Source organism: Streptomyces sp. NPDC038135 (genome assembly GCF_055601245.1).
This window is the reverse complement of sequence record NZ_JBVJXS010000001.1, coordinates 760,058-783,485: the sequence shown is the minus strand read 5'-3', so window position 1 is coordinate 783,485 and position 23,428 is coordinate 760,058. Positions and strand designations below refer to the sequence as shown.

Here is a 23,428-nt window from a genome sequence, read left to right as displayed (position 1 = left end):
TGCGAGGCTGTGACGTCGTGGTGACGCGGGCGGCCGGGCCGACCGGACACACTGGTCGGCAGGACGCGTACGGACCGGATCGGCGCCGGGGGAGTGAGGAAACCGATGTCTCGACTCAGCTTCGAGAAGAAGCGGGCACAGCAGCCCGTGGCACACCCGGCGGCGGTGGCCGTCCGGGTGTCGGGCACGGGCAGTGCCTCGGTGGGCGGGACGGCGGTCGTGGCGGGGCCGGGCGAGGAGATCCAGCAGGCCGTGCTGAACCACCTCCAGCGCCTCGCCATCAGCCTCGGCGCCCCGATACGCGCCACGATCCACGACGACCGCGCCGGCTGCGTGGTCCCCCTGGAGGTCTCGGCGGACGGCTCCAGCAGGGTGGCGGGAGACCCGGTACGGGTCGACCCGGGGGCGGGGTCCGACGGACCGGGGGCGGGGTCCGACGGACCGGGGGCGGGGTCCGACGGACCGGGTGCGGGGTCCGACGGACCGGGTGCGGTGGCGTCCGGTGCGGCGGTGGCGGGCCCCGTCGCGGTGGTCGCCGGTCCGGCGCCGGCGGGGCGGTTCGGGCCGCCGCCGGTCATGGACGCCGTGCCCGGTGCGAGGACCGCCGACGGCGTCCGGACGCAGGGTCCCGTACCCGCGTACGGACCCCGGATCATGCCCCCGGCGCCCGCACAGAGCCCCGAGCCCGTCGCCTCCGCACCCGCGCCGAGCCCCGAGCCGGTCGCCCCGGTGCTCGCATGGCGTCCTCAGGAATCCCCCGTCCGGGTGACCTCCGTGGCCCCCGCGCCCGCCCCCGACGCGCCCCTGCACGACCCCGAGCCCGCCCTGGCCGCGTCCGCGACCCCCACGCCCGCCCGCGGCTTCGACGCCGTGGCGGAAGAGGTGCTCGGGGACACCCCCGTGACGGAGACCGCGGAGGGCGCCGAACTGCTCACCGAGCCGATGGCGCGGATCAACGAGGCCGTCCGGGACGGCCGTATCGAGGCGGCGGCGCAGCTCGCCGACCGCACGGTCGCCGAGGCCTCCGCGGTACTGGGCCCCCGCCACCCCGAGGTGCTGCACCTGGGCGAACTGACCGCTTACATCGCCTACCTGGCGGGCGACCCGGTGCGCTCCTTCCACCTCTCCCTGGACCTCGCCCGGCTGCGCCGGCAGGCGTGCGACGCGGAGGCCGCCTACGGCAACGTGCGCAGCGCGGCCACCGCCTGGCGCGCGGTGCGCGACCCCGAGGAGGGGCTGCGGCTGGGCCGCGACCTCCTCGGCCTGTGGACGGACCTCACCACGGAGCCCGGACCCGCGGCCGGCGACCCGGAGCCGCTGGAGTCGGCGCGCTCGCGCATGGTCCGCCTGACCGCCCGCGCGGCCGGGGCGGCGCGCGCGTAGCCGGCCGGCGCCGCGGGGCCGGCGCCGGCTACGCGACGCAGAACTCGTTGTCCTCCGGGTCGGCCATCAGCGTCCACTCGCCTGCGGGATCCTTCACCTCGCGCAGCACGCGCGCGCCCAGGGTCTCCAGCCGGGCCACCTCCTCCGCGCGGCGCCCGTCACCGGGATGGACGTCGATGTGCAGGCGGTTCTTGACCGTCTTCGCCTCCGGGACGCGCTGGAAGAGCAGCCGCCGGCCCTGCCCGATGCCGGTGTCCGGGTCGTAGGGGTCCTCGGGGTGCCGTACGGCGATCAGGTCCCGGAAGGCGGGCCGGCCGTGGTACTCGACGGTGGCCTCGCCGGTCAGCGCGCCGTAGGACAGCAGCCGTTCGACGAGCGCGCTGTTGTCCTCGGCCTCGTAGTGCAGCGCGGCGGCCCAGAAGTCGGCCTGCGCGTGCGGGTCCGCCGCGTCGATGACGAGCTTCCAGTGCAGCGGGGGCGGTGCGGATGGGGATGCGGGCGTGTCTGTGGACATGCTCACCACTTATAGCGGCCCGCGGCGCCCCGCACCGGCGATCGGCGTCAGCCGACGCGGCGGACGTCCGCCTGAGCGGGCTCGGCTGCCTGAGCGGGCCCGGCTGCCTGAGCGGGCTCGGCTGCCTGAGGGGACTCGGCTGCCTCGACGAGCGGCGACACGGCGACCACCCGGGGCTTCCGCACGGCGTGCAGGGCGTCCCAGGTGAGCAGGCCCAGCGCCAGCCACACCAGCGCGAATCCGGCCCAGCGCTCCGGCGGCATCGCCTCGTGGAAGTAGAGGATGCCGAGCAGGAACTGGAAGACCGGGGCCAGGTACTGCAGCAGTCCCAGCGTGGACAGCGGCACCCGGATCGCCGCCGCGCCGAAGCAGACCAGCGGCAGCGCGGTCACGACACCGGTCGAGGCGAGCAGCAGGGAGTGTCCGGCGCCCTCACCGGCGAAGGTGGACCCGCCGTGCGCGCCGAGCCAGATCAGGTAGCCGACCGCGGGCACGAACTGGACCGTGGTCTCGGCGGCCAGCGACTCGACGCCGCCGAGGCCGACCTTCTTCTTCACCAGCCCGTAGGTGGCGAACGAGAACGCCAGGCAGAGGGAGATCCACGGCGGGCGGCCGTAGCCGACGGTCAGCACGACGACGGCGGCGAAGCCGACCCCGACCGCGGCCCACTGCGCGCGCCGCAGCCGCTCCTTGAGGAGCAGCACGCCCATCGCGATGGTCACCAGCGGGTTGATGAAGTAGCCGAGGGACGCCTCGACCACATGGCCGGAGTTCACGGCCCATATGTAGACGCCCCAGTTGACGGTGATGACGGCCGCCGCCACCACCACGAGCGCCAGCCGCCGCGGCTGGCGCAGCAGTTCGCCGGCCCAGGCCCAGCGCCGTACGAAGAGCAGGGCGGCACCGACGAAGACGAGGGACCACGCCATGCGGTGGGCCAGGATCTCCATGGCTCCGGCGGGCTTCAGCAGCGGCCAGAACAGCGGGACCAGGCCCCACATCCCGTACGCGGCGAAGCCGTTCACCAGGCCTGTCCGGTGCTCGCCTCTGGACGTCCCGGCCATGGGCCCCTCCTTCTCGCCTCAGCCATGTGTGCGAGGAAGAAGGTAGCGCCGACCGGGCCCGTCTGTCATGTCCGTATCGCCATACGGTCATGACAGGCGGGCCGTCGGTTCGCGCGGGGCTCTGTGCGGCCGGCTCAGCCCTTGAGCGCGGCGGCGACGGCGTCGGCCAGCGGGGTGGCCGGGCGGCCCGCCAGGCGGGAGAGGTCGCCGGTGGAGACGACCAGTTCGCCCTTCTCGATCGACGCGTCCACGCCGGCCAGCACCGCGGCCAGCGGCCCGGGCAGCCCGGCGCCGGTCAGGATGGACTCCAGCGTCTCGACCGGGACCGGGGTGTAGGCGATCTCCCGGCCGGTCTGCCGGCTCAGCTCGGCCGCGTACTCGGCGAAGCTCCACGCCTCGTCGCCGCCCAGCTCGTACGTCGAGTTCTCGTGGCCCTCGCCGGTCAGCACCGCGACCGCGGCGGCCGCGTAGTCGGCGCGGGAGGCCGAGGAGACCCGGCCGTCGCCGGCGGCCTGGACGACGGCGCCGTGCTCCAGCACCGGGGCCAGGTTCTCGGTGTAGTTCTCGTGGTACCAGCCGTTGCGCAGCAGGCTGTAGGGCAGGCCGGAGGCGAGCAGTGCCGCCTCGGTGGCGCGGTGGTCGTCGGCGAGCGCGGCCGTGAGGGTGCCCGGGGCGCTGGTGTACGCCAGCAGCGCGACGCCGGCGGCCTTGGCGGCGTCGATGACGACCTGGTGCTGCCCGGCCCGGCCCTTGTCGAACTCGTTGCCGGAGATCAGCAGGACCTTGTCGCCGGCCCGGAACAGGCCGTCGAAGGTCTCGGGTGCGTTGTAGTCGGCCACGGCGAGCCGGACTCCGCGGGCGGCGAGGCCGGCGGCCTTCGCCTCGTCGCGCACGACGGCGGTGATCTCCGCGGCGGGGACCTTGTCCAGCAGCTGCTCCACGACGTGGCGGCCGAGGTGTCCGGTGGCTCCGGTGACGACGATGCTCATGATGTGCGCTCTCCCTGTGGGTGCTTCCGTCGGTGACTCCGTGTCTCTGTCGCTAACCCTAGGGGTGGCGCTAACTCAGCGAAAGTACCCACTTTGAAGTAAGGTACTGGCATGGCAGTAAGTGACAAGGCGAGCGCAGCGGCAGCGGAGGCCCAGTGCCCGTACCGCCTCGTGCTGGAGCACCTCACCAGCCGCTGGGGCGTCCTCGTGCTGATCGAGCTGCTGGAGCGGCCGTACCGCTTCAGCGAGCTGCGCCGGGCCGTCGGCAAGTACAGCGGCCCGGGGGTCAGCGAGAAGATGCTGACCCAGACCCTGCAGACCCTGGAGCGCGACGGCCTGGTGCACCGGGACGCCAAACCGGTGATCCCGCCCCGCGTGGACTACTCGCTCACCGACCTCGGACAGGCGGCGGCGCGGCAGGTGCGGTCCCTCGCCGGGTGGACGCACGAGCACATGGACGAGGTGGAGCGGGCCCGGCTGGCATACGACGAGGCCCGGGAAGCCAGGTCCCGGGCCTCGTAGGGGTCTTTCCGCCGTCAGCCGACGACGGTCCAGGTGTCCCCGCCGGCCAGCAGGGCGGCCAGGTCGCCCTTGCCGTGCTGCTCGATCGCCGAGTCGAGCTGGTCGGCCATCTCGGTGTCGTAGACCGGCCGCTCGACCGAGCGGAACACGCCGATCGGGGTGTGGTGCAGGGTGTCCGGGTCGGCGAGCCGGGACAGGGCGAAGGCGGTGGTGGGGGACGCGGAGTGCGCGTCGTGCACCAGGACGTCCGCCTCGTTCTCCGAGGTCACCGTCACCACCTTCAGATCGCCGGTCTCCCGGTCGCGCACGACCCCGCGCGCCCCGTCGGCCCCGAAGCGGATCGGCTGCCCGTGCTCGAGGCGGATCAGCGCCTCCTCGGCCCGCTGCCGGTCCTTCAGGGCGTCGAAGGCGCCGTCGTTGAAGATGTTGCAGTTCTGGTAGATCTCGATCAGCGCCGTGCCCGGGTGGTCGGCGGCCGCGCGCAGCACCTCGGTGAGGTGCTTGCGGTCGGAGTCGATGGTCCGGGCGACGAAGGACGCCTCCGCGCCGATCGCCAGGGAGACCGGGTTGAACGGCGCGTCCAGCGAGCCCATCGGCGTCGACTTGGTGATCTTGCCGATCTCCGAGGTCGGGCTGTACTGCCCCTTGGTCAGGCCGTAGATCCGGTTGTTGAACAGCAGGATCTTCAGGTTGACGTTGCGGCGCAGGGCGTGGATGAGGTGGTTGCCGCCGATGGAGAGGGCGTCGCCGTCACCGGTGACCACCCACACGCTCAGGTCCCGGCGGGAGGCGGCGAGGCCGGTGGCGATCGCGGGGGCGCGGCCGTGGATGGAGTGCATCCCGTAGGTGTTCATGTAGTACGGGAAGCGGGAGGAGCATCCGATGCCGGAGACGAAGACGATGTTCTCCCTGGCCAGCCCCAGCTCGGGCATGAAGCCCTGGACCGCGGCCAGGATCGCGTAGTCACCGCAGCCCGGGCACCAGCGCACCTCCTGGTCGGACTTGAAGTCCTTCATCGACTGCTTCGCCTCGGCCTTGGGCACCAGCTGCAGCAGCCCGTTGGTGGCGTCAGTCATCGATGGCCTCCTTCAGCGCGGCGGCGAGCTGTTCCGCCTTGAACGGCATGCCGTTGACCTGGTTGTACGAACGGGCGTCGACCAGATACCTCGCCCGGATCAGCGTGGCGAGCTGACCGAGGTTCATCTCGGGGATCACCACCTTGTCGTACCGTTCGAGCACCTCGCCCAGGTTGCGCGGGAAGGGGTTGAGGTGGCGCAGGTGGACCTGCGCGACGGCCTCGCCCGCGGCGCGCAGTCTGCGCACCGCGGCCGTGATGGGCCCGTAGGTGGAACCCCAGCCGAGGACCAGGGTGCGCGCGCCGTCCGGGTCGTCGGCCTCGATGTCCGGGACGTCGATGCCGTCGATCTTGGCCTGGCGGGTGCGCACCATGAAGTCGTGGTTGGCCGGGTCGTAGGAGATGTTGCCCGTGCCGTCCTGCTTCTCGATGCCGCCGATGCGGTGCTCGAGACCCGGCGTGCCCGGGATCGCCCACGGCCGGGCGAGGGTCTGCGGGTCGCGCTTGTACGGCCAGAACACCTCGGTGCCGTCGTCCAAGGTGTGGTTCGGGCCGGTGGCGAACCGGACCCGCAGGTCGGGCAGCTCGTCCAGGTCCGGGATGCGCCAGGGCTCGGAGCCGTTGGCGAGGTAGCCGTCGGAGAGCAGGATGACCGGGGTGCGGTAGGTGAGCGCGATCCGGGCCGCCTCCAGAGCCGCGTCGAAGCAGTCCGCGGGGGTCTTCGGGGCGACCACCGGAACCGGGGCCTCGCCGTTGCGGCCGTACATCGCCTGCAGCAGGTCCGCCTGCTCGGTCTTGGTCGGCAGGCCCGTCGACGGGCCGCCGCGCTGGATGTCGATCACCAGCAGCGGCAGTTCCAGCGACACCGCGAGACCGATCGTCTCGCTCTTCAGGGCGACACCGGGACCGGACGTGGTCGTCACCGCCAGCGAGCCGCCGAAGGCCGCCCCCAGCGCCGCGCCGATGCCCGCGATCTCGTCCTCCGCCTGGAACGTCCGGACACCGAAGTTCTTGTGCCTGCTCAGCTCGTGCAGGATGTCCGAGGCCGGGGTGATCGGGTACGAGCCCAGGAACAGCGGCAGATCCGCCTGCTGGGAGGCGGCGACCAGGCCGTACGCCAGGGCCAGGTTCCCGGAGATGTTGCGGTAGGTGCCGACCGGGAAGGCCTTGGCGGCCGGCGCGACCTCGTAGGAGACCGCGAAGTCCTCGGTCGTCTCGCCGAAGTTCCAGCCCGCCCGGAAGGCGGCGATGTTCGCGGCCGCGATGTCCGGCTTCTTGGCGAACTTGCTGTTCAGGAACTTCTCGGTGCCCTCGGTCGGCCGGTGGTACATCCAGGACAGCAGGCCCAGGGCGAACATGTTCTTGCTGCGCTCGGCCTCCTTGCGGGAGAGGTCGAACTCCTTGAGCGCCTCGACCGTGAGGGTCGTCAGCGGCACGGGGTGCAGGTGGTAGCCGTCGAGCGAGCCGTCCTCCAGCGGGGAGGCGGCGTAGCCGACCTTCTGCAGGGCGCGCTTGGTGAACTCGTCCGTGTTGACGATGATCTCGGCGCCGCGCGGCAAATCGCCGATGTTGGCCTTCAGGGCCGCCGGGTTCATCGCGACCAGCACGTTCGGCGCGTCGCCCGGGGTGAGGATGTCGTGGTCGGCGAAGTGGAGCTGGAAGGAGGAGACACCGGGCAGGGTGCCCGCGGGGGCGCGGATCTCGGCGGGGAAGTTGGGGAGGGTGGAGAGGTCGTTGCCGAAGGACGCGGTCTCCGAGGTGAAGCGGTCGCCGGTGAGCTGCATGCCGTCACCCGAGTCCCCCGCGAACCGGATGATCACCCGGTCCAGGCGCCGCACGTCCTTCGCTCCGCCCGGTTTGCGCTGCTCTCCCACGACGGCCGCGTCGGCCTGCTCCGCTGGGCTGCTGACCTGGCTGGTCACTGAACTGGACCTCCTTCGAGGCGGCTGTCCGGGGATGGTCGTCCCACGGACCGTCCCAGAATCAACCCTACGTCGCTCGGGGTCGCCCTCCGGCGGCCATCCGCATGATGGACGGCGCTCCGGGACGGCCCGTCGCACTGGATTCTCATGGTTCCTCGCGCCGCCCAAGCTACGGTCCACCGGCTCGCCGTGCCTGTGCGCCTTTCAGGTTCCTTCCTCCGCCTTCCGCCACCCGGGTACCCGTCCCCACAGAAGCCGTACGGACTGACACCCTGCTGACGAGTGTCGGTCCATCACGAGTTCAGATAGGTCAGAACGGCCAGAACACGCCGGTGGTCGCCGTCGCTCGGGGACAGGCCGAGCTTCAGGAAGATGTTGCTGACGTGCTTCTCCACGGCGCCGTCGCTGACCACGAGCTGCCGGGCCACCGCCGAGTTCGTCCTGCCCTCCGCCATCAGCCCCAGCACCTCGCGCTCGCGCGGGGTGAGCCCCGCCAGCACGTCCTGCTTGCGGCTGCGCCCGAGCAGCTGCGCGACCACCTCGGGGTCCAGCGCGGTACCGCCCCCGGCGACCCGCACCACCGCGTCCACGAACTCCCGCACCTCGGCGACCCGGTCCTTGAGCAGATAGCCCACGCCCCGGCTGGACCCGGCGAGCAGTTCGGTGGCGTACCGCTCCTCCACGTACTGCGACAGCACCAGCACGCCGAGCCCCGGGTGCGTCCTGCGCAGCCGCACGGCCGCCCGCACCCCCTCGTCGGTGTGGGTCGGCGGCATCCGCACGTCGGCCACCACCACGTCGGGCAGCTCACCTTGGGCGTCCAGGTCGGCGATGGTCTTGAGCAGCGCCTCCGCGTCCCCGACGCCGGCCACGACGTCGTGCCCGCGGTCGGTCAGCAACCGGGTCAGGCCCTCTCTGAGCAGCACCGAGTCCTCGGCGATGACCACTCGCACCCTGTTCTCCACGATCTCCCGGCCCCCCACAGCCCGACCCTCCGACGGCGTCCCGCGCATCTCGTACGAAGGTCAAGCATTCCAGCATTCGGGGCGGCGCGCCCGGGACCGGGGGAAACAGTCCTGCGTACGCGCTCCTCGTCGCCCCGTCGCCCCGTCGCCTCGTCGCCCCGTCGCCCCGTCGCCCCGTCGCCCCGTCGCGCCCGGGCCGCGCGACCCGCGTGATCCGGCGCACCGGCGTCCCGTCCCAGCGGGCCCGGGCCGCGCGGGCGGCGCGTCTCAGCCGCGCCAGGGCAGCTCGGCGATCACCCGGGTGGGGCCGCCCGCCGGCGACTCCACGACCAGGACCCCGTCCACCGCGTCCAGGCGGCCGGCCAGCCCGGCCAGGCCCGAGCCCCCGGCGGCGTCGGCGCCGCCGACCCCGTCGTCCAGCACCTGGATGAGCAGCCGGTCCTCGGACCGCCAGACGTCGACCGAGGCGGACCGGGCACCGCTGTGCTTGCTGACGTTCTGCAGCAGCTCGGAGACGGTGAAGTAGGCGATGCCCTCGATGGCGGCGGCGGGCCGGGACGGCAGCTCGACCTCCACCCGCACCGGGACCGTGCAGCGCGAGGCGACGGCGGACAGGGCCGCGTCCAGGCCGCGGTCGGTCAGCACCGCGGGGTGGATGCCGCGCGCCAGGTCCCGCAGTTCCTGCAGGGCCGTCTTCACCTCACCGTGCGCGTCCGCCACCATCCGGGCCGCCTCCTGGGGGTCCTCCCGCAGCTTCTCCTTCGCCAGCCCCAGATCCATGGCGAGGCCGACCAGCCGGGCCTGCGCCCCGTCGTGCAGGTCCCGCTCGATGCGGCGCAGGTCGGCGGCCGCCGTGTCGACCACGACCCCGCGGTCCGACTCCAGCTCCACGACCCGCGCCGACAGCCGCGACGGCCCCAGCAGGCCGCGCACCAGCAGCCCGTCCACCGTCACGAGCCCGCGCACGATCCAGGGCGTGGCCAGGGTGAACACCAGACCCACCAGCGACGTCACGGTGATCTCGAACGGGTTGTCGAGGTAGACGCTGTGGTGCGCGTCGCCGTAGAGCTGCAGACCGCCCTGTCCCGCGTACATCGGGAGCACCCAGAACCACAGCGGATACGTCAGCAGCGCCCAGCCGACCGTCCAGAAGTTCACCCCCACGACGAACGAGAACACCGCCCACGGGAACTGCAGCAGCGCGTACAGCAGATGACGCCAGGACGCGCCGCTCCTCAGCACCGCGCCCATCCAGGCGAACACCCCCGGCTTGGCCGTCCGCAGCGGTTCCGGGTCGGCCACCTCCAGGTGCAGCAGGGCACGCGCGCGCGTGCGCTCCAGCACGCCGAAGCCGCGGCAGCCGGCGAGCGCCGCCGCCAGCACCGGGACCCCCAGGAAGGTGACGAGCAGACCCGCGCCGAGCGACACCATGGTGACCGCCCAGCAGAACAGCACGATCGCGATCGGCAGGCTCAGCAGCACATAGCCGAACTCGCGCAGGCTCCGTGCCTCGACGGGCGCCCGCAGGGCGGCGGGCAGCCGGTGGCGCCGCTCCCCGTCGTGGGCGGGGAAGCCGGATCCGGCGGGGTGCCCGTGTCCCCGCCCGTACCCCTGTCCGTACTCCGTGGCCATCGGTGTCGTCCGTTCTCCTCGTCGTGGCGGCGCTGCTGCGACCGTGTGACCAGCGTGGCGGGCCGCGGCCCCCGGAACCATGGAGGCCGTCGGCGTCTCGAACCGGGGGTTTTCCCCACCCCACCCGGACGGACCGGGACCCGGCGGGGGGAGCGGCGGCGGGATGGTGCGGGTGCGGGGCGCCGGCGGGGTGGCGCGCCCCGCCGGGCAGTGGTGCCGGCGAGGCGGGCTATTCCTTGCGGTCCCGCCACGGCAGCTCCGCCGTGACCACCGTCGGGCCGCCGACGGGTGAGTCCACCAGGAACAGGCCGTCCACCGCGCCCAGCCGCTCCGCCAGGCCCCGCATACCGCTGCCGCCCTCCAGCCGGGCGCCGCCGGCCCCGTCGTCGCGGACCTGGACGAGCAGCCGGTCCTCGGACCGCCAGACGTCGACCGAGGCGGAGCGCGCCCGGCTGTGCTTGCTGACGTTCTGCAGCAGCTCGGAGACGGTGAAGTAGGCGATGCCTTCGATGGCGGCGGCGGGCCGGGACGGCAGGTCCGCCGTCACCTTCACCGGCACCGTGCAGCGGGAGGCGACGGACGAAAGCGCCGCGTCCAGGCCGCGGTCGGTCAGCACCGCCGGATGGATGCCCCGGGCCAGGTCGCGCAGCTCCTGGAGCGCGAGCTTCACCTCGCCGTGCGCCTCGTCCACCATCGCGGCGGCCGAGTCGGGATCCTCCAGCAGCTTCTCCTTCGCCAGGCCCAGGCCCATGGCGAGGTTGACCAGCCGGGCCTGCGCCCCGTCGTGCAGGTCCCGCTCGATGCGGCGCAGGTCGGCGGCCGCCGTGTCGACCACGACCCCGCGGTCCGACTCCAGCTCGGCGATCCGCCGCTCCAGCTCGTCGGAGGGCGACAGCAGCCCCCGCACCATCGCCCGGTCCACATTGGTCAGCCCCCGCGCGATGAACGGCAGCACCGGCCACAGCACGAACAGCGACACCAGCACGGTGCAGAAGGTGAGGACGCCCCAGGGCAGCCGGATGAGGTCGTACAGCAGCGTCCGCCAGCCCACCGGGTCCTTCAGCGCCAGCCACAGCCGCTGGAACATCCCGCCGCCCCGGACGAGCGGCAGCGGTGACGGCTCGTCCACCCGCACCCCGAGCAGCGCCCGGGACCGGCTCCGCTCCAGCTTGCCGAGCTGCCGGGCGCCCAGCAGGCAGACGGCGAGCAGCGGCAGTCCGATCACCGTGAGGGTGAGGATCCCGCTGACGAGCACCACCGTGAACACGTAAGTGAAGCCGAACACCGCCACCGGCAGGTTCAGCAGGAGATGCGCGATCTCCTTCCAGGTGCGCCCGTCGAGGGCCAAACGGGCGGCCGGCGGGCGGTCGGACGCAGGACGGTCGGAGCCCTCGGTCCGGCCGGCGGTGGAGGCGGAAGCGGTCATGCGGGCCAGCCTGCCGTGCCCGGCGCCTCTTGTGCCATGCGGTCCACCGCCCCCGTTCCCTGGGGAAAACCCCACCCCCGGCCCCGCCCCCGGCGTCTCACGCCGTGACGGGCTGCTTACCGTGTCTTTATCAGGGCCTAGACTCCGGTGCGTACAGATCCTCGAATCAGGTCGCAGCACAGGGGTCCACTGCACCGGGTTCACCAAGGTCACGAGGTCAGGGAGCGAGGCGGACGGTGCGGGAGACGTTGGGGGACTCGACGGTCGCCGCGGCGGACGCCGCGGCCGGCTACTTCCGGTCCTACTCGGTCGTGGGACTGCTCGCGCTCATCGGCGTGCTCTTCGTCGCGGTCGCGTTCGGCGCCGGCCGGCTGCTGCGCCCGGTGGTGCCCACCCCGGAGAAACTGCTCACCTACGAGTGCGGCGTCGACCCCGTGGGCGAGGGCTGGGCCCACACCCAGGTCCGCTACTACGTCTACGCGTTCCTCTACGTGATCTTCGCGGTCGACTCGATCTTCCTGTTCCCGTGGGCGACGGTCTTCGCCGCGCCCGGCTACGGCGCGGCCACCCTGGTGGAGATGTTCGTCTTCCTCGGCTTCCTCGCCGTGGGCCTGCTGTACGCCTACAAGAAGGGGGTGCTGGCATGGACGTGAACCCGTCCGCCCCGTCCGCCCCGTCCGTCACGGAGAACCCGTCCGCGGCGGAGCCCGTCCTGCTTCCGGAGCCCAAGCGGCTCGGCGCCCTCGCCCGGCTCGCCCCCGAGCCGATGAAGGTGGTCCTGAACTGGGGCCGCCGCTATTCGCTGTGGGTGTTCAACTTCGGCCTCGCCTGCTGCGCGATCGAGTTCATCGCCGCGTCGATGGCCCGCCACGACTTCATCCGCCTCGGTGTCATCCCCTTCGCGCCGGGCCCCCGCCAGGCCGACCTGATGGTCGTCTCGGGGACGGTGACGGACAAGATGGCGCCGGCCGTGAAGCGTCTGTACGAGCAGATGCCGGAGCCGAAGTACGTCATCTCCTTCGGCGCCTGCTCCAACTGCGGCGGCCCCTACTGGGACTCGTACTCCGTCACCAAGGGCGTCGACCAGATCATCCCGGTCGACGTGTACGTCCCGGGCTGCCCGCCGCGTCCCGAGGCGCTGCTCCAGGGCATCCTCAAGCTCCAGGAGAAGATCGCCCGCGAGTCGCTCGAGCACCGGTACGGAACCGCCCGCCCGTCCGCGGCCGCGCTGAACAGCGACCTGGTGAAGCCCCCGGCGCCCGCCGTGGAAGGGGACGCGTGATGAGCACGTCCGGCTGGCTGCCCGCACCCGCCGGGGAACTCTTCGGCCCCGAGGCCACGGCCGAGGAGTCCTACGAGGTCCTGACGGTGGACGTGCCGCCGTCCTCCTGGCTCACCGCCCTGGAGACGGCCCGCACCACCCTGCGCTGCACCTACTTCGACTGGCTGAGCGCGGTCGACGAACCGGGGACGGGCTTCCGCGTCTCGGCGCACGTCGTGGCCCTCCACCCGGTCCGCCGCCTCCTGGTCCGCACCACCGTGCCGCACGAGGCGCCGGCGCTGCCGTCCGCCGTCGGCGTCTACGCGGGCGCGGCCTGGCACGAGCGCGAGACGCACGAGATGTTCGGGGTCGACTTCGAGGGCCACCCGGGCCTGGAGCACCTGCTCCTCCCGGAGACCTTCGAGGGTCACCCCCTGCGCAAGGACTTCGTCCTCGCCGCCCGTGTGGCCAAGGCCTGGCCGGGCGCCAAGGAGCCCGGGGAGTCCGACCACGGCGGCCCCAAGCGCCGCCAGATGCTGCCGCCGGGCGTCCCCGACCCGAACGAGTGGGGCCCGCTGAAGGGCCAGCTCCCTCCCGCCCCGGCGCGCCCGGCCCGCGGCGCGGGGCGCGCGACGGCCGACCGCCCGGCCCGCGCGGCCGGCGAGCGCCCGGTACGCCGCACCCGCACAGCCTCGGAGGGCTCCGCCAGCCAGACGGGGGCCACGGCTGAGGCCGAGGGGGCCGCTGGTGCTGGGGCTGCTGGGACTTCCGGTGTTACTGGTGCTTCCGGTGCTGCTGGAGTCGGCGGCGGTGCCGCAGGTACTGCCGGCGGCGGCGCCGGGGCGCGACCGCGCCGGACGAGGAGCGCGAGCGAAGGCTCGGTGAGCCAGTCGGCCGCGCCGGCCGACGACGCGGCGGCCCGCAAGCAGGCCGCGGCCGAGGGCGACACCGCGCAGCCGACCGCGGAGGGACCGGCCGCGGAGGCCTCGGTGGCGCACGAGCCCGGCCCGGCCCCGGCCCGCCCGCGCCGTGCGCGCACCGCCTCGGGAGGCTCGGCGTCGCAGCGAGCCCAGACCCCGGCCGAACCGGCGGAACCCGACGGCTCGGCCCGCCGGGACACGGCCCCGCGCAGCTCGGACGCCCCGTGGCACCACGCCCGCCCGGCCTTCGAGCACCCCGAGACCACCCAGCCATCGGCCCCGGCCCGGCAACCAGCGGAGGCCGAGGCCGAGCAGGGCCCGCAGGCAGCGCCCGCCCCGGAGGCGGAGCGGGCTTCGGGGGCTGAGCACACCCAGGAGACGCAGGCCTCGCCAAGCCAGGAGGCCGAGCGCGCCCCGGAGGCCGAACGAGCCCTGGAAAACGAGCCAAGCCAGGAGGCCGAACGCGCCCCGGAAACCGAGCGAGCCCCGGAAACCGAGCGCGCTACGGACGCTGAACGGGCCGCGCGGGCCGAACAGCCCCGGGAGACCGAGCCGCCCCGGCACCCCCAGGACGCTGCCGAGGCCCACCCGGCCCGGCGACGCCCCCAGGACGCTCACGAGCCCCGGAGTCCCGAAGAACCCCCCACCCCCGACGACCCCACAGGAGGCCCGCGGTGAACGACGCGTTGGATGTCGTCCTGCGACTCCTGGTCGTGTTCGTCGTCTTCCTCACCTTCCCGCTGATCGTGGGCCAGACCGAGCACAAGGTGATGGCCCACATGCAGGGCCGCCTCGGCCCGATGTACGCGGGCGGCTTCCACGGCTGGGCCCAGCTCATCGCCGACGGTGTGAAGTTCGCGCAGAAGGAGGACGTGGTCCCGGCCGGCGCCGACCGCCGCGTCTTCCAGCTCGCCCCGGCCGTGGCCCTGCTGCCGTACCTGCTCGTCCTGCTCGCCATCCCGATCGGGCCGAGCGAGGGGGCCGTCGGGCAGGTGCTGGACGCGGGGATCTTCTTCGTGCTCGCCGTGATGGGCGTCGGCGTCCTCGGCTCGCTGATGGCGGGCTGGGCCAGTGCCAACAAGTTCTCCCTGCTCGGCGGCCTGCGCACGGCTGCCCAGCTGCTCGCCTACGAGCTGCCCATGCTGCTCGCCGCGGCCTCCGTCGCCATGGCGGCCGGCACGGTGTCCCTCCCGGGCATCGTGCACGCCTTCCACTGGTGGTGGCTGCCCTGGCAGATCGTCGGCGCGATCGTGTTCTTCGTGGCCGGCCTCGCCGAACTGCAGCGCCCGCCCTTCGACATGCCCGTCGCCGACTCGGAGATCATCTTCGGGGCGTACACCGAGTACACCGGTCTGCGGTTCGCGCTGTTCCTGCTCGCCGAGTACGCCGGCATCGTCGTCCTGTGCGGTCTGACCACCGTCCTCTTCCTCGGCGGCTGGCACGGCCCGTGGGGCGCCGAGGGTCTGGGCTGGCTGTGGACCCTCCTGAAGACCGCGATCCTCGCCTTCGTCGTCATCTGGCTCCGCGTGACCTACCCCCGCCTGCGCGAGGACCAGCTCCAGAAGCTCTCCTGGACCCTCCTCGTCCCCCTCTCCCTCGCCCAGATCGCCCTCACCGGCGTCGTCAAGGTGGTGATCCAGTAGCCATGGCTCCGATTCCCGGCAGCGGCCTGGCCAAGGGCCTGGCCGTCACCCTGCGCACGATGACGCGGAAGACCGTCACCGAGCAGTACCCGGACGCCCTGCCCGAACTGCCGCCCCGCACCCGCGGTGTCATCGGCCTGTTCGAGGAGAACTGCACGGTCTGCATGCTGTGCGCCCGCGAGTGCCCGGACTGGTGCATCTACATCGACTCGCACAAGGAGACGGTCCCGCCGGCCGCCCCCGGCGGGCGCGAGCGCAGCCGCAACGTCCTCGACCGGTTCGCCATCGACTTCTCCCTGTGCATGTACTGCGGTATCTGCATCGAGGTCTGCCCCTTCGACGCCCTGTTCTGGTCGCCGGAGTTCGAGTACGCCGAGACCGACATCCGCGACCTCACCCACGAGCGCGACAAACTCCGCGAGTGGATGTGGACCGTCCCGGCCCCGCCCGCCCTCGACCCGGGCGCGGAGGAGCCGAAGGAGATCGCCGCCGCCCGCAAGACCGCCGAGAAGCTCGCCGCCCAGCAGGCCGCCGAGCAGGGGGAGGAGCGGTCATGAGCCTCGCCGCGGCCCAGCACGGCTTCCTGTCCCCGACCGGCGTGGAGATCGCCTTCCTCCTCGTCGGCCTGGTCACCCTCGGAGCCGCGCTCGTCACCGTCACCACCCGGCAGCTCGTGCACGCCGCCCTGTGGCTGGTGGTCGCGCTCGGCGGCCTGGCCGTCGAGTACCTCCTGCTCACCGCCGAGTTCATCGCCTGGGTGCAGGTCCTCATCTACGTCGGCTCCGTCGTCGTCCTCCTCCTGTTCGGTCTGATGCTCACCAGGGCGCCCATCGGCCGCTCACCGGACGCCGACTCCGGCAACCGCTGGGCCGCCCTCGCCGTGGCCGTCGCCGCCGCGGCGGCCCTGGTCTGGGTGGTCGTCGACGCGTTCCGCACCACGTGGATCGACCTGGACGGCCCGGCGGCCGGCACCACCCGCGTCACCGGCCAGAGCCTGTTCCAGAACTGGGTCCTGCCCTTCGAGGCGCTGTCCGTCCTGCTCCTCGCGGCCCTGGTCGGCGCGATCGTCCTGTCCCGCAAGGCGGCGGACCCGCCTCCCGGCGCCGCCCCCGCGGCCGGCGCCCCCGGCGCGAAGGAAGGCGCCCGCTGATGCACCTCGCCTATCCCGCCGTGCTCTCCGCCCTCCTGTTCTGCACCGGGCTGTACGGCGTCCTCGCCCGCCGCAACGCGATCCTCGTCCTGATGTCCGTCGAGCTGATGCTCAACGCCGTCAACCTCAACCTGGTCGCCTTCGACGTCTGGCTCAGCCGGGCCGCCGCGGAGACCCTGCACTCCGGCCAGGCGCTGACCCTGTTCACCATCGCCATCGCCGCCGCCGAGATCGGCATCGGACTGGCGATCGTGCTCGCCGTGTACCGCAACCGCGGCACCTCCGACATCGACAGGCTCCGCGACACCGCCGAGGGCCACGGCGACGACACCGACGGCCCCGGCACCGACGCCTCCGCGGCCGAGAAGGCTGAGGCCACCGCGTGACCACGACCACCCTCGCCGTCCTCGTCCCCCTCCTGCCGTTCCTGGGCGCCGCCGCCGGGCTGCTGCTCGGCCGCACCGCCCCCGGTCTGGTCCGCCCGCTCGCCGTGCTGCCCACGCTGGCCGCGCTCGTGCTGACCGCGCTGGTCGCCGTACGGCAGGGCGGCGGCCGGGCCGTCGAGGCCCACACCGAGCTGACGCCCACCGGCTCGGTCCCGATCGACCTCGCCCTGGACATCGACGGATTCGCCGCGCTGGTCGCCGTCCTGGTCGCCTTCGTCGCGGCCTGCGTGCAGATCTACTCGACCGGCTACCTGCGCGACGACCCGCGCTACCCGTCCTACGCCGCCCTCGTCTCCCTGTTCACCTCCGCGATGCTCCTGGTCGTCTACTCCGGCGACCTGATCGTGCTGCTGGTCGGCTGGGAAGTCATGGGCATCTGCTCCTACTTCCTGGTCGGCCACTACTGGGAGACCCCCGAGGCCCGCGCCGCCTCCCTGAAGGCCTTCCTGGTCACCAAGCTCGGCGACGTGCCCTTCCTCATCGGCCTGTTCGCGCTGGGCACCGACGCGGGGTCGTTCAACATCCCCCGCATCCTCGCCACCGTAGCCAACGGCGGCATCGGCCACCCGACGGTCGTCGCCCTGCTGCTGCTCGCGGGCGTGGCCGGCAAGTCGGCGCAGTTCCCGCTGCACACCTGGCTCCCCGACGCGATGGCGGGCCCCACGCCCGTCTCCGCGCTCATCCACGCCGCCACGATGGTGGCCGCCGGCGTCTACTTCGTCGCCCGCCTCCTCCCGCTCTTCGAGGCCTCACGGGCCGCGATGGTGGTCCTCGCCGTCATGGCCGCCGTCACCATGACCGGCTCCGGTCTCGCCGCCCTCGCCCAGGACGACATCAAACGCGTCCTGGCGTACTCGACGATCGGCCAGCTCGGCTACATGACCGGCGCCCTCGCCGTAGGCGACCGCGGCGCCGCCGTCTTCCACCTCCTGTCGCACGGCGCCTTCAAGGCGCTGCTGTTCCTCGCCGCCGGCGTGATCATCCACGCCGCCGGCACCAACTCGCTGGCCGCCATGTCCCGCATGGGCCACCTGCGCGAACGCGTCCCGGACGCCTACTGGACGATGACCGTGGCCCTGCTCGCGCTCGCCGCGATCCCGCCCTTCAGCGGCTTCTTCTCCAAGGAGTCCGTGCTCGGCGCCGCCGAGCACGTGGCCTCCGGCCACACGGCCCAGGCCCCCGGCGCCGCCGGCTGGCTCGTGCTCGTCGCCGGACTGGTCACCGCCGTGCTCACCGCCGCCTACGCCACCCGGCTGTGGCTGCTGGCCTTCCGCGGCCGGGGCGCCGAGGCCCCCGACCACGGCCGCCAGCCGCTGACCATGACCGTGGTGCTGTGGGTCCTCGCCGTGCCGTCCCTGGCCTTCGGCGGGTTCGCCTACCGCTCGCTGCCCGGCTGGCTCGACGGCCGCGACCTGACCCCCACCCTCCTCACCTCCATCCTCGGCACCGGCCTCGCCGTCGTCGGCGGACTGCTCACCTACGGCGCCTGGCAGCGCACCACCGCGCTCGCCGCCCGCGTCCCGCTGGGCGCCGTCGCCGCCCACCCCGAGGGCGACGCCGGACTGGTCGAGGCCGAGGCCATCGCCAGCCACGAGCCCGCCTACGGCGACATCGCCGAGGCGCCCGACCCGGCGGACCCCGGACGGCTGCTGCTCGGCCCGCTGCACCGGCACGCGGCTGCCGGCTTCCACGTCGACGCCGTGTACTCGGCGCTGTTCGTCCGCCCGGTCCAGGTCGGCGCGAGTCTCGTCCGGTTCCTCGACCGCGAGGTCGTCGACACCTACGTACGCGGCGCGGCCGCCCTGCCCCGGCTGCTCGGGGCCGCCGTACGGCGCGCGCAGACCGGCAATGTGCAGACCTATGTGAGCGCGCTGCTCGCCGGCACCGTCGTCCTGGCGGTCGCCGTCCTCCTCGTCGCCACGGGAGCGTGAGCAGGCGTGATCGATATCAACGAGTCCGTGATGCAGTTCCTTCTGGCGTTCGTCGTCGCCGGCCCGCTCCTCGGCGCCGCCACCGCCCTCCTCCCGGCCCCGCCCGGACTGAAGGGGAAGTCGCCCGAGCAGGCCGTGCTGCGGCACGGGGTCACCGTGACGGCCGTGATCCTCATCGCCGCCGTCGTCCTCGCGCTCGGCTTCGACCACGACCATCCGTCGAAGATGCAGGCCACGACCGACATCAGCTGGATCCCCGCACTCGACGTGCGGATCCACCTCGGCATCGACGGCATCTCCCTCCCCCTTCTGGTCCTGACCGCGCTGCTGGCCTTCCTCTGCGCGCTCTACTCCTACTTCAAGCCGCCGTCGGGCCCGTCCCCGAAGGCGTTCGTCGCGCTGCTGCTCCTGCTCGAGACCGGCACCCTCGCGACCTTCGCCGTCCTCGACCTGCTGCTGTTCTTCCTCGCGTTCGAGACGGTGCTCATCCCGATGTACTTCCTCATCGCCCGCTGGGGCGGCGAGGGCCGTACCCGGGCCGCGTGGAAGTTCATCCTGTTCACACTGCTCGGCTCCGTGGTCATGCTGCTCGGCCTGCTCCTGATCGGAGTCAAGGCGGGCACGTTCGACATGGTGGCACTCGCCACTGACAACGGCCGGTCGCTGACCACGTCCGTGCAGGTCATCGCCGTACTGGCGATCGGGCTCGGGCTCGCGGTCAAGACGCCGATGTGGCCGCTGCACAGCTGGCTGCCCGACGCCCACACCGCCGCCCCGACCGTCGGCTCCGTGCTGCTGGCCGGCGTGCTGCTGAAGATGGGCACGTACGGTTTCGTCCGCATCCTGCTGCCGGTCGCGCCGGACGGGTTCCGCACCTTCGCGCCGTACCTCGCCGCCTTCGCCGTGGTCGGGATCATCTACGGGTCCCTGGCCTGCCTGGCCCTGGCGAAACAGGGGGCGAAGGGCGACCTCAAGCGGCTCATCGCCTACTCCTCCGTCGGCCACATGGGCTTCGTCCTGCTCGGCATCGCCACCATGACCCCGACCGGCGTCAACGGCGCCCTGTTCGCCAACATCGCCCACGGCCTCATCACCGGCCTGCTGTTCTTCCTGGTCGGCGCGCTGAAGGACCGCACCGGCACCACCGACCTCGACACCCTGGCCGAGGACACGGGCGCGGCCCTCTACGCCAAGGCCCCCCGCCTCGGCGGGCTGCTCGCCTTCGGCGCCGTCGCCTCGCTCGGCCTGCCGGGCCTCGCCGGCTTCTGGGGCGAGATGCTGGCCCTGTTCGGCTCGTTCAGCCCCGCCGCCGGCCTCAGCCGCCCCGCGTTTCTCACCTTCATGGCGATCGGCGCGTTCGGCACCCTGCTGACGGCCGCCTACATGCTGATCGTGGTCCGCCGGGTCTGCATGGGCGCCGTGCCGCCGCAGACCCCGACGACCCTCGCCGACGTGCACGGCTACGAGTTCGCGGCCTGGACCCCGCTCGTCACCCTGACCGTCCTCGCCGGACTGTGGCCGCGGGCCCTGCTCGGCCTGACCGACCCGGCCGTGCAGCAGCTCCTCGCAGGAGGCACCCGATGAGCGCCCTGGCCCAGCCCCCGGTCCAGTCGCTGGTCCAGTCCGTCGACTGGCTCGCGATCGCGCCGCCCGTCATCACCGCGGTCGTGGCGCTCGCCGTCCTCGTCGCCGACCTCTTCCTGCCCGAGGCGCGCAAGCCGCTCCTCGGCTGGACCTCCGTGGCCGGCCTGGCGGTGGCCGCGCTGATGCTGCTGCCGCTCCTCGACGGCGACCGCAGCACCTTCTGCCTGCCCGCCCCCGCGCGCGCGTGCAGCTACACCGCCGACCACTTCACCCTCGTCATCCAGTTCCTCGTCCTCGGCGGCGCCCTGCTCGCGGCCCTGCTGTCGGTGACGAACCTCGGCGACGAGGGGCGGCGCGTCCCGGCGGGGGAGTTCTGGTTCCTGCTGCTGTCCTCCGCGGCCGGCGCCGCGCTGCTGCCCGCCTCCCGCGACCTGGCCACCCTCGTCGTCGCCCTGGAGGTCGCCTCCCTGCCGGCCTTCGCGCTCGTCGGCATCCGGCACGGCGACAAGCGGTCCTCCGAGGCGGCCCTGAAGTTCTTCCTGTCCTCGGTCACCGCCACCGCGGTGAGCCTGATGGGCATCAGCTTCGTCTACGCCTCCACCGGCACGCTCTACCTCACCCAGGTCGCCCAGCGCATCCAGCACGTCGACGGGCAGCTGCACACCCTGGCCCAGACCGGTGTCGTCCTCACCCTGGTCGGCTTCGCCTTCAAGACCGCCGCCGTCCCCTTCCACTTCTGGGTGCCCGACACCTACGTGGGCGCGCCGCTGCCCATCGCCGCCTACCTGTCGGTCGTCGGCAAGGCCGTCGGCTTCTCCGGGCTGATCCTCGTCACCGTCGTCGCCTTCCCGTCGTACGCGGACGCCTGGGGGCCTGCGCTCGCCGCCCTGGCCGCCCTCACCATGACCGTCGGCAACGTCGGCGCCCTGCGCCAGCGGGCCACGCGCGCGTACAGCGCCGTACGCCTGCTCGCCTGGTCCTCCGTCGGCCAGGCCGGCTACCTCCTCGTGCCGATCGCCGCCGCCGGCTACTCCAAGGACCCGCAGAAGGCCATCGGCTCCACCGTCGCCTACGCCCTCATGTACGCCGCCGTGAACCTCGGCGCCTTCGCGGTGGCCGCCCTGGTGGGACGCACGAAGCCGCTCAACCGGCTCAGCGACTACCGCGGCCTGTACGCCGCCAACCCGGTCGCCGCCCTGCTGCTGGCCTTCTTCCTGCTGTGCCTGGCCGGGCTGCCGCCGGGCGTCATCGGCCTGTTCGCCAAGGTCACCGTGTTCTCCGCGGCCGTCGACGCCGGCCTGGGCTGGCTCGCCGTCGTCATGGCCGTCAACGTGGTGATCGCCCTCTTCTACTACCTCCAGTGGACGGCCCTGCTGTTCCGCACCCCCGAGGGCGCCGCCGCCCGGCACCCGCTCCCGGCCCCCCTCACCGCCGCCCTCGCCCTCACCGGCGTCCTCGGCGTGGCGCTCTCCGGCGCGCCCCAGCTGGTCCTGCGCTTCGCCGCCACCGGCCTGTTCTGAGGACTCGCCACGCGCGCGCGGGGCACTCGTGGCCCCACGCGCGCAAGGCCGTCATCGCACGTCACCCGTACGGCCGACGCGCGCCGCCGCCCGCTCAAGGGAACTCGAGGCGGCCGCCTGGCGTTGACCAGAGCGGGAGGGTCCACTGGACCAAAGCGTTCCCCTGCAGCACGACTTGGAGGGCGTACCGTGCACCGCCGGCACAACGGGCTAAGGACCGCAGTACTCCTCGGGGGACTGTCCGCGCTCATCATCGTCATCGGCAGCTTCTTCGGCCGCACGGGACTGATCGTGGCCGTCCTGATCGCGCTCGGCACGAACGCGTACGCCTACTGGAACAGCGACAAGCTGGCGCTCCGCGCGATGCGGGCCCGCCCGGTCAGCGAGTTCGAGGCCCCCGCGCTGTACCGGATGGTCCGCGACCTGTCCACGCAGGCCCGGCAGCCCATGCCCCGCCTGTACATCTCACCGACGGAGGCGCCCAACGCCTTCGCGACCGGCCGCAACCCGCGCAACGCGGCCGTGTGCTGCACGGAGGGCATCCTGCGCCTGCTGGACGAGCGCGAACTGCGCGGTGTCATCGGCCACGAGCTGAGCCATGTCTACAACCGCGACATCCTCATCTCGTCGGTCGCCGGCGCCCTCGCCTCGGTGATCATGTTCCTGGTCAACTTCGCCTGGCTGATCCCCATCGGCCGCTCCGACGACGACGAGGGCCCCGGCCTGCTCGGCATGCTGCTGATCATGATTCTTGGCCCGCTCGCCGCCTCCCTCATCCAGTTGGCCATCAGCCGGTCCAGGGAGTACGAGGCGGACGCCTCGGGCGCCCAGCTCACCGGCGACCCGCTGGCCCTGGCCAGTGCCCTGCGCAAGCTGGAGCTCGGCACCCAGCAGCTCCCGCTGCCCCCGGAGCCCCGGATCGAGACCGCGAGCCACATGATGATCGCGAACCCCTTCCGGCCGGGCCAGGGGCTGGCCAGGATGTTCTCCACGCACCCGCCCATGGCGGACCGCATCTCCCGGCTCGAGAAGATGGCAGGGCGTCCACAGTGAAGATCATCCTCAACGTCATCTGGCTCATCCTGAGCGGCTTCTGGCTGTTCCTCGGATACCTGCTCGCGGGCGTACTGCTCTGCGTCACGATCATCGGCATCCCCTTCGGCATCGCCGCCTTCCGCATCGGCGTCTACGCGCTGTGGCCCTTCGGGTACACCACGGTCGAGCGGCGCGACGCGGGCGCCCCCTCCTGCGTCGGCAACGTCCTGTGGCTGCTGCTGGCCGGCTGGTGGCTGACGCTGGCCCACATCACGACCGGCATCGCCCTGTGCCTGACGATCATCGGCATCCCGTTCGGCGTCGCCAACTTCAAGCTGATCCCGGTGTCGCTGTTCCCGCTGGGCCGCGAGATCGTGCCCACGGACCAGCCGTTCGCGGCCCGCTGAGGCGCCCGGCGGCGGCCTGAGCACGCGTCAGGCGACGCG

22 protein-coding genes are annotated in these 23,428 nt (G+C 72.9%); 14 read left to right on the top strand and 8 right to left on the bottom strand.

Translation table 11 applies throughout. The features are described from left to right. Nucleotides 1-105 precede the first annotated feature (105 nt). On the top strand, nt 106-1,383 hold the full coding sequence (locus ACZ7JA_RS03690) for a tetratricopeptide repeat protein (protein WP_470807023.1): 1,278 nt from the start codon (nt 106-108) through the stop codon (nt 1,381-1,383). Nucleotides 1,384-1,411: 28 nt separating this feature from the next. Here ACZ7JA_RS03690 and ACZ7JA_RS03685 read toward each other — a convergent pair whose 3' ends face one another. The 3 genes from ACZ7JA_RS03685 to ACZ7JA_RS03675 form a co-directional block, all read right to left on the bottom strand. Beyond that, on the bottom strand, nt 1,412-1,897 hold the full coding sequence (locus tag ACZ7JA_RS03685) for a VOC family protein (protein WP_450748887.1): 486 nt from the start codon (nt 1,895-1,897) through the stop codon (nt 1,412-1,414). Nucleotides 1,898-1,944: 47 nt separating this feature from the next. Beyond that, nucleotides 1,945-2,961: an EamA family transporter RarD gene (gene rarD, locus ACZ7JA_RS03680; protein WP_470807022.1), complete on the bottom strand. Its 1,017-nt coding sequence runs from the start codon at nt 2,959-2,961 to the stop codon at nt 1,945-1,947. Between the two features lie 134 nt (nt 2,962-3,095). Next, the gene (locus ACZ7JA_RS03675; protein ID WP_389305338.1) at nt 3,096-3,950 is read right to left on the bottom strand and encodes an SDR family oxidoreductase; all 855 of its coding nucleotides are present in this window, start codon (nt 3,948-3,950) and stop codon (nt 3,096-3,098) included. Nucleotides 3,951-4,061: 111 nt separating this feature from the next. Here ACZ7JA_RS03675 and ACZ7JA_RS03670 point away from each other — a divergent pair, with 111 nt between their 5' ends. Beyond that, nucleotides 4,062-4,472: a winged helix-turn-helix transcriptional regulator gene (locus tag ACZ7JA_RS03670; protein WP_351667742.1), complete on the top strand. Its 411-nt coding sequence runs from the start codon at nt 4,062-4,064 to the stop codon at nt 4,470-4,472. 14 nt (nt 4,473-4,486) lie between these two features. Here the strand turns inward: ACZ7JA_RS03670 and ACZ7JA_RS03665 are convergent, their stop codons facing one another. The 5 genes from ACZ7JA_RS03665 to ACZ7JA_RS03645 form a co-directional block, all read right to left on the bottom strand. Next, on the bottom strand, nt 4,487-5,548 hold the full coding sequence (locus ACZ7JA_RS03665) for a 2-oxoacid:ferredoxin oxidoreductase subunit beta (RefSeq protein ID WP_389305341.1): 1,062 nt from the start codon (nt 5,546-5,548) through the stop codon (nt 4,487-4,489). Next, nucleotides 5,541-7,469: a 2-oxoacid:acceptor oxidoreductase subunit alpha gene (locus ACZ7JA_RS03660; RefSeq protein WP_351667745.1), complete on the bottom strand. Its 1,929-nt coding sequence runs from the start codon at nt 7,467-7,469 to the stop codon at nt 5,541-5,543. The genes ACZ7JA_RS03665 and ACZ7JA_RS03660 overlap by 8 nt, the downstream gene beginning before the upstream one ends. Before the next feature lie 293 nt (nt 7,470-7,762). Next, nucleotides 7,763-8,422, bottom strand: a complete 660-nt coding sequence (locus ACZ7JA_RS03655; RefSeq protein ID WP_351667852.1) for a response regulator transcription factor — start codon at nt 8,420-8,422, stop codon at nt 7,763-7,765. Between the two features lie 279 nt (nt 8,423-8,701). Next, nucleotides 8,702-10,066: a sensor histidine kinase gene (locus ACZ7JA_RS03650; RefSeq protein ID WP_351667747.1), complete on the bottom strand. Its 1,365-nt coding sequence runs from the start codon at nt 10,064-10,066 to the stop codon at nt 8,702-8,704. A gap of 229 nt (nt 10,067-10,295) precedes the next feature. Further along, nucleotides 10,296-11,492, bottom strand: a complete 1,197-nt coding sequence (locus ACZ7JA_RS03645; protein WP_389305343.1) for a sensor histidine kinase — start codon at nt 11,490-11,492, stop codon at nt 10,296-10,298. 236 nt (nt 11,493-11,728) lie between these two features. Here ACZ7JA_RS03645 and ACZ7JA_RS03640 point away from each other — a divergent pair, with 236 nt between their 5' ends. The 12 genes from ACZ7JA_RS03640 (at nt 11,729) to ACZ7JA_RS03585 (ending at nt 23,389) form a co-directional block, all read left to right on the top strand. Next, a complete protein-coding gene (locus ACZ7JA_RS03640) occupies nt 11,729-12,145 on the top strand; it encodes an NADH-quinone oxidoreductase subunit A (RefSeq protein WP_351667751.1) in 417 nt (138 codons plus the stop codon). Beyond that, complete coding sequence (locus ACZ7JA_RS03635) at nt 12,136-12,774, top strand: NADH-quinone oxidoreductase subunit B (protein ID WP_389445830.1); 639 nt, start codon at nt 12,136-12,138, stop codon at nt 12,772-12,774. The genes ACZ7JA_RS03640 and ACZ7JA_RS03635 overlap by 10 nt, the downstream gene beginning before the upstream one ends. After that, entirely contained in the window at nt 12,774-14,351 is a 1,578-nt protein-coding gene (locus ACZ7JA_RS03630) for an NADH-quinone oxidoreductase subunit C (protein ID WP_470807018.1), read from the top strand. The genes ACZ7JA_RS03635 and ACZ7JA_RS03630 overlap by 1 nt, the downstream gene beginning before the upstream one ends. Continuing rightward, nucleotides 14,348-15,316, top strand: a complete 969-nt coding sequence (locus ACZ7JA_RS03625; RefSeq protein WP_351667757.1) for a complex I subunit 1/NuoH family protein — start codon at nt 14,348-14,350, stop codon at nt 15,314-15,316. The genes ACZ7JA_RS03630 and ACZ7JA_RS03625 overlap by 4 nt, the downstream gene beginning before the upstream one ends. Before the next feature lie 2 nt (nt 15,317-15,318). Beyond that, nucleotides 15,319-15,873 carry a NuoI/complex I 23 kDa subunit family protein gene (locus ACZ7JA_RS03620; protein ID WP_351667759.1) on the top strand — a complete coding sequence of 185 codons (555 nt, stop codon included), beginning with the start codon at nt 15,319-15,321 and terminating at the stop codon, nt 15,871-15,873. Further along, nucleotides 15,870-16,466 (top strand): NADH-quinone oxidoreductase subunit J family protein, encoded by a 597-nt coding sequence (locus tag ACZ7JA_RS03615; protein WP_389445837.1) that lies wholly within the window; start codon nt 15,870-15,872, stop codon nt 16,464-16,466. Before ACZ7JA_RS03620 ends, ACZ7JA_RS03615 begins: the two co-directional genes overlap by 4 nt. Further along, a complete protein-coding gene (gene nuoK / locus ACZ7JA_RS03610) occupies nt 16,466-16,852 on the top strand; it encodes an NADH-quinone oxidoreductase subunit NuoK (protein ID WP_351667763.1) in 387 nt (128 codons plus the stop codon). The genes ACZ7JA_RS03615 and nuoK overlap by 1 nt, the downstream gene beginning before the upstream one ends. Continuing rightward, complete coding sequence (locus tag ACZ7JA_RS03605; RefSeq protein ID WP_470807016.1) at nt 16,849-18,843, top strand: NADH-quinone oxidoreductase subunit 5 family protein; 1,995 nt, start codon at nt 16,849-16,851, stop codon at nt 18,841-18,843. The genes nuoK and ACZ7JA_RS03605 overlap by 4 nt, the downstream gene beginning before the upstream one ends. A gap of 6 nt (nt 18,844-18,849) precedes the next feature. After that, complete coding sequence (locus tag ACZ7JA_RS03600) at nt 18,850-20,427, top strand: NADH-quinone oxidoreductase subunit M (protein ID WP_389305358.1); 1,578 nt, start codon at nt 18,850-18,852, stop codon at nt 20,425-20,427. Further along, nucleotides 20,424-21,947, top strand: coding sequence for an NADH-quinone oxidoreductase subunit N (locus ACZ7JA_RS03595; RefSeq protein ID WP_351667769.1), 1,524 nt, complete (start codon nt 20,424-20,426; stop codon nt 21,945-21,947). Before ACZ7JA_RS03600 ends, ACZ7JA_RS03595 begins: the two co-directional genes overlap by 4 nt. Before the next feature lie 189 nt (nt 21,948-22,136). Then, a complete protein-coding gene (gene htpX / locus ACZ7JA_RS03590; RefSeq protein WP_365129521.1) occupies nt 22,137-23,000 on the top strand; it encodes a zinc metalloprotease HtpX in 864 nt (287 codons plus the stop codon). Continuing rightward, a complete protein-coding gene (locus ACZ7JA_RS03585; RefSeq protein WP_351667773.1) occupies nt 22,997-23,389 on the top strand; it encodes a YccF domain-containing protein in 393 nt (130 codons plus the stop codon). The genes htpX and ACZ7JA_RS03585 overlap by 4 nt, the downstream gene beginning before the upstream one ends. Nucleotides 23,390-23,428 lie beyond the last annotated feature (39 nt).